The organism is Paenibacillus sp. FSL W7-1088 (genome assembly GCF_037969855.1).
Taxonomy (GTDB): domain Bacteria; phylum Bacillota; class Bacilli; order Paenibacillales; family Paenibacillaceae; genus Paenibacillus.
This window is the reverse complement of record NZ_CP150216.1, coordinates 5,281,226-5,293,289: the sequence shown is the minus strand read 5'-3', so window position 1 is coordinate 5,293,289 and position 12,064 is coordinate 5,281,226. Positions and strand designations below refer to the sequence as shown.

Annotated in this window: 10 protein-coding genes; 9 read left to right on the top strand and 1 reads right to left on the bottom strand. The window is 46.3% G+C overall.

All coding sequences use genetic code 11. The features are described 5' to 3' along the window. Positions 1–128 precede the first annotated feature (128 nt). Entirely contained in the window at positions 129–2,153 is a 2,025-nt protein-coding gene (locus MKY42_RS23905; RefSeq protein WP_339845168.1) for a vWA domain-containing protein, read from the bottom strand. A 621-nt stretch (positions 2,154–2,774) separates the two neighbouring features. Here MKY42_RS23905 and MKY42_RS23900 point away from each other — a divergent pair. The 9 genes from MKY42_RS23900 to MKY42_RS23860 all read left to right on the top strand — a co-directional run bounded on the left by MKY42_RS23900 (position 2,775) and on the right by MKY42_RS23860 (position 12,049). Beyond that, the gene (locus tag MKY42_RS23900; protein ID WP_090903662.1) at positions 2,775–4,943 is read left to right on the top strand and encodes a transcriptional regulator; all 2,169 of its coding nucleotides are present in this window, start codon (positions 2,775–2,777) and stop codon (positions 4,941–4,943) included. 182 nt (positions 4,944–5,125) lie between these two features. Next, positions 5,126–5,551 carry a hypothetical protein gene (locus MKY42_RS23895; RefSeq protein WP_053781361.1) on the top strand — a complete coding sequence of 142 codons (426 nt, stop codon included), beginning with the start codon at positions 5,126–5,128 and terminating at the stop codon, positions 5,549–5,551. A 126-nt stretch (positions 5,552–5,677) separates the two neighbouring features. Continuing rightward, the gene (locus MKY42_RS23890; RefSeq protein ID WP_339845163.1) at positions 5,678–6,139 is read left to right on the top strand and encodes a DnaJ domain-containing protein; all 462 of its coding nucleotides are present in this window, start codon (positions 5,678–5,680) and stop codon (positions 6,137–6,139) included. 42 nt (positions 6,140–6,181) lie between these two features. Further along, entirely contained in the window at positions 6,182–6,733 is a 552-nt protein-coding gene (locus MKY42_RS23885; RefSeq protein WP_109999025.1) for an FHA domain-containing protein, read from the top strand. 42 nt (positions 6,734–6,775) lie between these two features. Continuing rightward, entirely contained in the window at positions 6,776–7,309 is a 534-nt protein-coding gene (locus MKY42_RS23880; protein ID WP_072734549.1) for an FHA domain-containing protein, read from the top strand. Then, complete coding sequence (locus tag MKY42_RS23875) at positions 7,294–8,175, top strand: protein phosphatase 2C domain-containing protein (RefSeq protein ID WP_244192764.1); 882 nt, start codon at positions 7,294–7,296, stop codon at positions 8,173–8,175. Before MKY42_RS23880 ends, MKY42_RS23875 begins: the two co-directional genes overlap by 16 nt. Continuing rightward, positions 8,141–10,060 carry a serine/threonine protein phosphatase gene (locus MKY42_RS23870; RefSeq protein WP_339845158.1) on the top strand — a complete coding sequence of 640 codons (1,920 nt, stop codon included), beginning with the start codon at positions 8,141–8,143 and terminating at the stop codon, positions 10,058–10,060. Before MKY42_RS23875 ends, MKY42_RS23870 begins: the two co-directional genes overlap by 35 nt. Continuing rightward, positions 10,060–11,352: a normocyte-binding protein gene (locus tag MKY42_RS23865; protein ID WP_339845155.1), complete on the top strand. Its 1,293-nt coding sequence runs from the start codon at positions 10,060–10,062 to the stop codon at positions 11,350–11,352. The genes MKY42_RS23870 and MKY42_RS23865 overlap by 1 nt, the downstream gene beginning before the upstream one ends. Positions 11,353–11,359: 7 nt before the next feature. After that, complete coding sequence (locus MKY42_RS23860) at positions 11,360–12,049, top strand: hypothetical protein (RefSeq protein ID WP_064636273.1); 690 nt, start codon at positions 11,360–11,362, stop codon at positions 12,047–12,049. Positions 12,050–12,064 lie beyond the last annotated feature (15 nt).

Sequence of the window (12,064 nt, the reverse complement as noted above, 5' to 3'; positions counted from 1 at the left end):
CAAGGGGATAAAAAAATGATTCCTGTTCTGAACAGGAATCATTTTCTGTAAGTCGAATAACTCTTTTTGTGCATCTGTTTTTACAATAGTGCCATTGCAGATGATCGTTCTCATCAACTCTGCGATGATTATCCCATGGCCTGCTGTGGGTCTTTTTTTTGTCCTACATAGATATTAGTACTTGGTTTGATGGCTTTATATCGAATTTCAATCTCCGTGACTCCATCCTCAAACGTAATATACAACTTTTCATTATACTCCAGAGCTTCTGTATGTCTGGGCTTCACTGGTGTTCGTCCCCGAACGACTGTGCAGTTCGTGTCATGCCGTACCAATAACGTTTCTTTTTTACCAGCTTCCAGCCAGATTCGTCCCGACTCTGGTACCTTAACCCCAATGTCCATACGATCAAATAGTTCATTGAGACTTACTTTTCGTCGCTCCAATGAAGTCAGTGGCCAATTCGTCACGGGAATATCTTCTCCGTTTGCAGTGGCCAAGAAGTATCCTTCCAGTCTTCCGCGAAATACAGGTTTTGGTTTCAGTACAAACCAATACAGGGCGAAGATTCCCCCGGCTGCGAGGAGACCGAGCCCCGTATATAGCAATACCTTTTCACGTAAAGAATGAATTTTCAACTGGATGTCTGTGGTTATACTCGCGCCTTCGGAATCCGTTGCGGTCACCTTGATGGATGAACTACCGGTGTGAAGCGAAGACCAACGCAGTATATTGCCTTCAATAACAGCATCTCCGAGTTTGCGCTCACTCCCACCTTCTGCGAGGGCATACGTTAATGGATCATTATTGGCATCCTTAAAATAGTTGCTTAGGTCAACCTCTGTATTGCTATCGTCTTTGGATAACACCATGGACTCCCCGGTTGCTACGGGGGCCTGATTCGTAATATCTACATCAACGGGAGTGATTTCCCGATAAAAGTCAGGACCATCAATTCGAAGACCCCATGTGTATAGATCCGATTTTGGAAAAGTGTATTTTCCCGTAAATCCGCTGCCTGTATTGGTCAAAGGGATGCGCTCTGTTTTTCCATCAGATGGGGTCACAATGAGTTCTGCTTCAAGTCCCTTGTAAACATTCAAATCCTGAATGGGTTTAGGGTCCACAGCCTGATCGTAGAGAGAGGCTTCAAATGTGATGCTTTTCCCCTTTACGGGCTGTTCCGTTGCCATATGTGCAACCGCAGACACGTTATAGTTTCCAAGTAGGTTGATCTTCACCAAATCTCCGCTGCGCCCCTTGAATTTCAGCTTGAACTGTCCTTTGACCGGACGAATGATCTTCATTAGAGCATATTTATCAGATCGGATGAAGCTGACATTGCTGGACTGATAATAGAGCTGAGCTTCAGAGACAGCATGATCAGAGAGCATGATAATGTTGGCATCCGCCATGCTTGAATTGGGAATGTCCACAGTTACCTCCTGCATTGCCCCTGTTGCTGTTACTGCCGCCACAGACACAAGAACAGATTGAATCTGATCTGCAAAAATCCGGTTGAAAATTTCAGGCAAGTCGTCTGCACTTCCCGTGATAAAGGAAGATCCACCCGTCTCCTGAGCTATCCGCTCCAGTTCAGCGGGGTTAACCGTACCATCGCGGTTTAGTCCGACGGTATAGATTGGATAATTAGCTTTTTGAGCCATCTCAATCACCTTGTCTACATCTTTGGATGAATCAGCTGGTGTTCTGCTCGACGATCCACGCAAATCCGTTTCCCCATCAGAGAGCAAAATCATAAAAGGCTTTCGTTTGTCCGTCTGGGACTGTTCAAGCAAACTCGCACCTCGGCGCAAGCCAAGTCCAAGATCTGTATACCCTGAGCGTTTTAAGCCATCAACACGACTACGAAGGTTATTTCGTGCCCCAGAGGATGAGATGTCCATTAGAGGTACGGATGAAGTGATTTGATCATTATAAGCTACGAATCCCAATCGGGTCTTAGGTCCACTACTCATATCCATAAACATATGTATAACTTCTTCGGCGATGCGATCTTTGTCGGTCTCATTCATAGAGTAGCTAACATCCAGGACAAACATGGCATCGAGCCCTTCATACGCGTGGGTCTTGACAGATGATTCCGCGTACATGCTGCCAATGTTCCCTGCTGGAATTAAAATGCTAATCATCAATAGGGAAAGCAGTATTTTTTTGCATTTAATTAATATCATGTGAGGCTTCGAATCTCCTTTCTGGTTTGAAAAACTTCGGTTCACTTGTTAGGGAATATTAAATTTCTTTGAAAAACTTTTGATTATTCACGGTATAACGCCGTTATGCGTAGTTTTCATGAATTAAGAATAATGCAACACCGCATACTTTCAGTATTTTTACTCTTGATTAGGGGGAAAACCCCACTAGTCTTAAATCATTGAACATCATCCAAATTATAGGATATTCTATATCATCGGAATGATTCGTAAGGAAGTGAAGCGAATTCCAAAAATTAGTTCTATAGGTATATCGAAGGTTGCAAAATGAGCTTTTAGACCTATAGTGGGTAATATTGACAAAACATATCGCTGATGATTAAGATGAATTCCATAAATCTCCAAAGCAAACGGCATAATCTGGTGCATAAGTTCCAGTCGTATGTTGACAGCTCGTTCTATTGGTCTTGTGTTTGCTGGGAGTAGTGATTCTCCTGGATCATGACCGAAGGCTGATAGAGACGTGCGGAGTGTCAAAAATTGATGGAGGGGGGGAAGCATTCGCCCGAATGAATCATCATCTTGGCGGATGTTGCCTGAATGGACATTATTAATCAAACGAACCGAACGATGCTTTTTGAAGAAATCAATCCCGAGAAGTTGGACTTGATCACCATTGTTGGTGATGTGAAGGGCATCGACAGTCTGAGCGACGATAAGATCAAGGAGATTAACGAACATTTGCTTGTTCGCAGCTTCGATGAGTTCCTGGACAAGTTCTCACCTAGCGTGTACTCCTTTTTCAATGCGGTAAACCAGAAAGTCATGTATACGCTTAAAAAGCCGGAAGGTATCCCGGACGAAGCGATTTCGGAGATCAAGATCGACCATAGTAACGACTTTCTGAGAATGCTGTTCACCCTGATTGATACCAAGCGCAGTCAAGGTATTACGAACGTTGATTTCAAGTTTGAAAATCTGCTCGATATGATCTCACCGAAAAAAGTTATGGATGACATTCGTCAGGTACGGAAGGAAATCCATTACATGTATGGTCAGCATGAGAAGCTGGATGACGGCGATCCGAAGAAGCTGGATATCGGAGATAAGCTGAACGTCATGTTTGAAGATGCAAGCCGGAACTATAACAATGTCATGGCCATGCTTCCACTCGCCATTGAAGATATTAAGACCCGTTTGTTGCTGGGCCGTGCACAAGAAGAAACTTCTTCAGAAGCGATTCAGGTAGGGCAACTTACGATTGGTGAGAGCGGAGAATTGAAAATTATCGAAGCTCCGAAGAGTGATAACAACGAGCTGATGCTTCTTGATGAAGCAACAAGCACTGATTTGACGCAAGTATTTGCCGAAGATTATGACTCGCTCTCCGAGACACCTTCGCCGTATGTACAGGATCTGGTGGTCCGTACATTCTGCCCGCTTCCTGCGGTTCAGTCTGAAGTGGATACAGCTGTAGAAGTGCAGAACTACAATACATACCTGGAGTTTTACAAAAACGCCAAGGATGATTTTGTGAAAACGGTAAAACCGTTGGTTGAGAAAATATTGGGTGTCAAAATGTTCTTTGACCAATATGCGATTAAGAATAAAGGCATGCTTCCTTCCATGCTGATCTCAAATGCCAAACTGGATATGCTCGTCAAGAGCAGTAATATTCCGCGGCTTGAGACATATCTCAACACTGTCAACGCGAAGAATGATTTTACCGACACCATCTGGTTTGGTATCGTTCCTTCCGTAGAATTGGAAAATACAGGCCAAGTTAAAGTCAGCCGTACCCGTTTCCGTGGTAACGAGAAAGTGGTTAAACAAGACGGAAACAGCATGGAATCTCTGGCAATGCTCTTGCAAGTCGTTAAGGATTACAAGGTGCAGGTGTTCTTCAGCTTTGAATCCGGGGAAGAAACCACCTTCAGCAGCATGGCTACCGCAGGTATTGATAAGTATATCGATAAATGTTCAGTGTTGACCCGTAAGGAATACAGCGAATTTGCCATTCCGAGTGCTCCAAACTTCACGATTATTCCCAAGGAGAAGTCGGGAGTTGTTATCGACAGTCGCATGCTTCAGACGGAGAATGGTGTGGAACTTTCCAAGGAAAAGGAAGACATTCTGAAACTGTGGATTGAAGGCGTGTATGTTGGAGCGTCCTATGTATCTGCAGGGATTGTTGCTGCATATCAGTGTCCGGAATACCTGAAAGGGGCTTTCAAGAACGTCAACCGTGATTATCCAGGTGTGCGTTTTGACATTGAGGCAGGGGACAACAGCTTGCGTGTTGTAACAACGATGACCAAAGAAATTTCCGGATTTACAAATACCATCAAGGATTTGATTAACCGAAAAAACTTTGGATTTATTTTCTCATCGGAAAATGCCCAAATCCAGGATAGCGACATCAAACGGATCACGGTCTATAAAGCGAGAAGCATGGCGATGTCCGAAGATGGTTTCGATTCCTTGTACAAAACACTTGTAAGTACTTACATTGAGCGTTTGCTCCGTTTCCAAACCGGTGATTTCAAGCATGAAAATATCGTCAAATTCTTCAGCAACAATCCGAGCAGTCAGAAGAGCCGGTGGCTGGGAACTCGAGGGTCGATCAATTCGATCATTCAGGAAGGCGACGACATGAGCTTTATCATCGATGAAAAGAGCAATATGTGCCATATTGACCTGGTATTTAACGGCAACGTGAAGAACCTGGAGGTCATGATTACCAAAGGCACCAGTGCGATGAAAGTGTAAGAATACCATTTGAACAAGTCTGATTATTAAATATGATTCATCAAACAACGTATTATAGACATTTATTTTGGTGTTAGAGGCAGACTTCATCGTCTTGCCTTTATACATATATTCCGGTACCTCTCCCGAGATGGGGAGCATACCGGGCACATTTTTTCCTAATCTTAAGGAGGTTTTTATTAATGGGTTTTGTATTGAAAGTAGAAGGCGCAGAAACAATCGAATTGGGAATGGATAATATCCGTACAGTTGTGTATGACACGGATACACCAGATGATTCTAACGCTAGATCCACAGATGTAGGCGCAACACTTCGCATCAGCGGCAAAATTATCACTGCAACCGACGGTGACAATGCAGATGACACGATGAAACTTGCTTTGTGGTCCCTCGTGCCTGCTGAAAAAGCGGATTGCTACCGCAAAGTAACCCTGGAAGTGGTTGCAGCGGATCAAGTGGTACGCAAAATTTACTTGCCTAACGCATTCGTTGTGGATTACACAGAGCGTTTCGGTGATACCGAAGGCGTAGGTGAATTCAGCCTGTTCATCAAACAGAAAAAAGACAAAACTGAATTCACTAAAATTGAGGGCGGCTTCCCTGTATAAAAGGGAACAACTGTTGTCTTGGGCCAGTTCGTTCTGGTCCGGAACAACGCTGTCATGTTAAGGGGCCCTGGTGCCCCTTAATCTTTATTTACGCCCGAATACGGCAGGGAGGCAGGAAAGAATACCATGAAAGATTATTATGCCGTGCTTGGTGTGGAACATGAAGCTTCTTCGGAGCAGATCAAGAAGGCTTATCGTCAATTGGCGAAGAAATTTCACCCGGATGTTAATGGGGGAGATGTACAGGCAGAAGCACGTTTCAAGCAAGTACATGAGGCATACAGTACACTCGGAAATTCCGAGCTTAGAGCAGCTTATGATCAGCAGCTTCTCACTGGACGTAATACAGGTCAAGCGAAGGGATCAGCATTCAATACTGCCAGATCCAGTAAAGGCAATGCGAAGTCTGGGAGTGCAAATGCCGAGAAGGTATGGTCGGATCCGTCGCGGATGCAGGAACAGTTCGAACAATTTTTTGGCTATCACCCCAAAGGCAAGGAAAGTCCAAACGGTGGCAAAGCCGGTCCCAATAAAGGAATGGATATGTCCGCCATGTTTGACCGATATTTCGGAGTTCGAAAAAAGTAGACCGGTAGCTCGTTATGGATCATGCCGGTTCAGGCGGAGGTTATGGAAGTGAAACGAGGAAGGTCGGTATTGACGATGGGGCTTGACGCTTGCGTCGCCGTGATTTCGTTAGCCGTGCTGTATTACATATTTATCATCAACCGGGATATGAGTGCCCAGTGGGTAACTGGAATTATCGTGGTCCTCTCTGGAGGAGCATACCTGTATTTTAAATACATGCCAGCCACCAAGACGGAAAAGAAGAAATTGTCTTCGCGTGTCGTGAAGCTTGTCCTTCTGGACGACGACGGTACAAGTGTGAAGGAATGGTATATTCAGGGCGAAACGAGTGTTTTGATCGGGAAAAGTTCGAAGAACAGCGAGGCTGACATTGATCTGTCCGATACGCCCTATGCGTCTCTCATTAGCTCGCAACATGCCGTATTAAACAAAGCCTCGGGTCAATGGTTTATCGAGGATATCGACTCCGCCAGTGGGGTAGGTGTACGTAAAGGAAATCAAAGCAGAGCATCCAAATTGGAAATCGAAGAACCCAGCCTGATTGAGGCAGGGGACTTAATTTATATTGCCAATACCCGCATTTTGGTGAAATAACGTTGGCGTACATCAAACAAGCTTACGGGGGAATGAAACGAAATGAGTCTGACTAGATGTGGAAACGGACATATGTTCAGCACGAGACGGCACGGCAATACGTGTCCATATTGCAATCTGGCCGTTGAATCGCCAGCTACCAGTAATGGTGAGGCAGCGGGTGCAGTCCCACGCGCACCTCGTACGGCAGAGGATGACAGAACGATGCCATACCTGGGCGAAACGACAGGAATTGAACCGGTAACGGGATGGATGGTGTGCATCGAGGGTCCGCAGATGGGCCAGGATTATCGAATAATGGCTGAAAAGAACTTTATTGGACGTTCAGAAGAGATGCATGTTCGCATCCTCGGGGATAACACCATTTCTCGACGTAATCACGCGGTGATTGTGTACGATCCCAAAAAGCGGAATTTCTATTTGCTGCCCGGCGATGCTTCTGGCCTCGCATATCACAATAATGAAGCAGTCTATTCTCCGGTGGAACTGGCTGCCTACGATGTTATTCAATTGGGACGCAGTAAATTCATTTTCATTCCATTGTGCGGTGTGCACTTTGAATGGGAGCAACAGTGAACACCTTCATGATTTTGTGGAACGACAAGGAGCTAACGCCCTACTGGGTTCTTGCGGGTGGCTGTTTGTTGATTTGGTTGCTGTTATTCGCACGAAGCCGGATTCCGGTAAGGCAGCGTGACGATAGACCGGTTGGAGTTCAGATTGGCAATGGACAGACCATTGGTGCTCGCAATGAACAGGACGATTATTTTGCCTGTGCCGTGCAGTCGCATGGTGTACTTGCTGTACTTGCCGATGGGATCAGTGGATTGTCCGGTGGAAAAGTGGCGAGTACGACTGCCGTGGAAACATTTATCCGGGAGTTTGAAGAGTTGGAGCGGTTTCCTGATCCGGAAGAGTTCTGGGATGCTTCTTCCCATGCGGCAAATCAGGCCATCCTTCGGAATTTGCTGGGCGTTCCCGGAGGGACAACATTGGTGTCTGCCATGATCAAGGGCAGGGATCTGTATTGGGGTGCGGTAGGAGACAGCATATTGGCCGTGTTTCGCAATGGAGAGCTGCTTGCCATCAATCACAAGCATACACTGGAAAGCCAACTTGAAGAACAGTATATGTCTGGAGAGATCTCGGAGCAGGAGGCACTTGACAATCCGCAGCGCAAAAGGCTGGTCAACTATTTGGGGTACGACCATTTTAAACAAATGGAAATCGCGGACGAGCCGTTTGCACTGCAGCCGGCGGACAAGATTGTGTTATGCAGTGACGGGGTATACAACTCCCTCACGGAGATGGAACTGGAGACCATTCTGGCGCAAGATATTCCGCCATTTGATGCAGCCCAGGCCATCATTGATTTGATTGAAGAAAAACAGCTCGTGCATCAGGATAATGCCACGATTATCATTTTGGAGCAAGGATGGTAACGGATCGGGCAGCGCACAGGGACGGGAAATGGGGAGACAGATGAGGAAGGAGAACAGTGAATTCAAGACGGCTTTTGTCTCAGAGGCGGGGTCTTTCCTGAAAAATCGGGATTTCTACGGCTGCGTTGAACTGGAAGACTGGGCTTGTTATGTCATTGCAGATGGTCTGGACACCGATACGGAAGTGAATAGTGCACAGATCACAGTACAGACCATTCTGGAATCCTTTTTGGAAAAGCCAACCATGTCCAAACGCAGATTGACGGAATATATCAAGATTGCACATGAATGGTTGCAGTATGAAAGCCGCCGAGTCAGGCTTAAAGCTGGATTCGTTATTGTTGTAACGGATTATACACGCATGGTGTGGGCATCTGCCGGACATAGCCGCTTGTATCATTTCCGGGGAAATAGGCTTGCATTAAAAAGCAAAGATCACAGTGTAGCTGCCCAACTGGCAGCGGAAGGCCAGATTGCAGAGGATCGTGTGGATCAGCATGATGAACGCGGCAATCTGAATGAATACGCGGGCAAACCTGGCATGATCAAACCGTATGTATCCGATAAGGTCAAGCTTGCCGATGGTGATGTGCTTGTTCTATGCACCCCTGGATTATGGGAGGGCGTGCAGGATGCCGAGATGATTGATGCGGTGGAAGGTGCCAATGATCCGCAGGCGCTGGCTGACACGTTGGAAGAAGTGATGCTCAGCAAGCAACGTTCGCGAATTGAGAATTATAGTGCGGCAGCCATCTATGTGAACAAGATTTTTCATGAAGAACCCAAGAACCGTAAGAAGTGGATTAAACGGATTGCCATCATGTTGATTATGCTCCTGATTTTTGGCGGAGCCGGCATATTCTACGCGGTGAAAAGCGCAGCCAAAAAAGCCGAGCTGGTCGTAGATATGCTGCAATACGAACAGAACGCTGACCAGTACGTGAAGGAACAGGAGTACGCCAAGGCCGTCTCAGATTACAGTCTTGCTCGCAACAATTCGATCAAAGTAAAGGACCCTGTGCACAAAAAGTTGCTGACTTCGAAGATGGCTGCTGCTCAGACATTGGTTGACGGCGAGGCTCATCTGAAAGAAGGGGATATTCCCAAGGCAACCGCCAGTTACACCAAAGCACTGGAATTGTCTGAGTCCTACAATATGTTCAACCGTGAAGTCATTCAGGAACGTTTGGAACAGATGACCACCTTTCAGCAAGTACAAGACTGGATCACCGAGGGGGATCTGAAACTCCAGAACGGAGACTACAGTGGAGCGATCATTTTGTATAAAAGGGCCAGAACAGCGGCTACGGAAACAGCATATAAGGAAGCACTGAAGGAAGTTGCCACCAAACTGGAGACGGCCGAAACCAAACGGGCGGACATCAAGCGGCAAGCCCGTCAGCTTCAGGCGGATACGCTGGAACAGAAGGGTGACCGCTTCAATGAAGCCGGAGACTACAGTGGAGCGATGGATGCCTACGCTTCAGCGCAGGAAATTTACCAGGAGATCGATATGTTGGAACGCGTGCTGGCCATGGAGCGAAAGATTAACAAACTGGATGAGAAATTGAATCCCCCTGTACCGGCAGTTGATCTTACTCAGGATGCGGCAGGGTTAGGAACAACAGATACGTCTGGTTTGAACTCGGATTGGACCGGGGATGCGGGAGGAATGAACGTAGGCAATTCAGTGGGAAGCACTTCTTCCACGGGTATTTCCTCTTCGGCCGGAAGTGGGACTGCGGATGCTTCTGGCTCTGGTTCTTCTTCAGGGAAAACGACAAGCAATACGAGCAAAAAATCCACCTCGAAGGCTGATGGAAGCACCGACACCACCGAGACTGAAGCGAATGAACAGGAAGCAACGGAAGGAGGAGATTCGTGATGAAAGATATTATTCGTGACCGTCTAAACAAGATGGAGGATCTGGAACAACGTCGCATACTCAAAGATCTCATGACAGGCGTTTTTCTTAATCTGGTCGAGTATCAGGAGACGCTAAACAAGCAGATCGAGCAACGGGTGTTTGACGAGGTGGTACCGCTGGAGGAACGCCACGATGTATATGTCACATTATGTCCGCGGGAAGATTTGGACCCCATTCATGAATTTCTGTATCCGATTCTGCCGGAGGATGCTGCACCACAGACTGTTTATTTGAGCGAGGCTTCAGAAGCGCTGGCACGTAAGGAAGAGATGAGTTTATTCACGTTCTACATGGAATGTGGGCAGCAGGAACTCCAATCCCTGCTGAAAAGTAATCGGACATTTCGCGGGGAGATTGTAACGAGTGAAGGCAGACATGCCATAACGGTTCGGTTGAAATCAAGTACAACGTATATCTCCAAAATTGAAGAACTGTACCGAGTATTTCGTAAAAACAGCCTACCATGGAAATCGATTAATGCTCCCTATGTGTTCAAATTCGTTGATTGTGTTCTAGTGGGTTCGGACGATGGAGATGCATGGGACAAACAGCATGTGGTCAAAGAACTTTCAATCCATCTGGAGGAGTTTGAGTCATATAAAAGAACGAACATGATCCCCCTTTGGAATATTCAGAAGCTTGATATGAAAACAGGTGGATTCCCTGTCCCGGCTTCGGACCGCATCAATTATGAACATGTGTTACCGCTCCGCAAAACAGGGACTGAGCACGGATATTTAGTGGATGGAGACGAATCGCATATTCGATATATCAAAAGATCGGAAGAAGATATCACCATCGTATCTCCGCTGGAGAAATCCGATTCATGGACGGTGTTGAAAATAGCCGGCCCCGTCGCAACCCGCATTGGGAGGATGGACTTTCCGCTCTTTTCCAACAACAAGCGGGAAGGGTTTGCCGGTAAATATGCACGTCAGGAAGGACGTTCTGTGCGTTCCAAAGGTGAGATTGCCCGCATGATTCATGCTTTTCAGGCAGCAGAGGGATTGGAACTTGAAGATGTGCAGGTGGTTGCACCTGGACCCGCCTTGGGCATCACGTACCCGCTTAATGGATTTGTTAGCGATCATGTCCGTGTTGAGGCAGATAAACATCGAATGATTTTAAGGTTCAGCAAACACGGAATTCAGCCAGAACAGGCTATTTTTCTGGATGATTTGCTGAGCTTTCTGGTATCCGAGATCCAGTTGGCTTTCCCTGAATATCGCTGCGAAGGGGAATGGATGTGAGCTCAACATGAATTATATATGGGATTTGATTATTCGCGCCAAACGGAATGGAACCGATCTGAGGGACGTAACTTTTGTTCCTGCACGTGTATATTCGCCATACATGGAATTAAGTCATACGAACCTGAATGCTTCAGACGTGGAACGTACGATTGAAGTCAATCCGTATTATCGTTTTTTTGATATTTTCCGGGATCTGTTCGATATCAATAACGAAGAGCAGGTGGAATTGCGGGAGACGCTCTTTGATTTGGTCATTCATTTTCTGGCGGATATGGATTTGATGCAGGGGATGAATAAAAGGGAGTATTACATTCGCTTCATTTTGAATGATATGCATTCGGGTGTATACGGGAAACGGATACGGCGGCGACTGGAGCTGTTCGGACGAGAGGAACAGGAAGTGATCGCCTGCAATATGCTCCGTCTGTACGATACGGGAGAGGCCGTTCATCTGCTGAGGGATACCCTTGTCCGGATGTTCCCGCGTTCAACCCTTTATGCCAATTGTGAGGAAAAGGATGAATTGCTCTTATATATTGGTCAGGCAGAACGGACGGAAGCAAAGGAAAAGTTGGAATTGATTCTTGAACTCTTCCTGCCGGTTCGTTTTGACACAGAAATATACTGGGGTCATCATTTTGGCATTCTGGATGTGGACTATACGATGATACAGGACGGGATTGCCCTATATTAAGCAGCACCAGCAGTT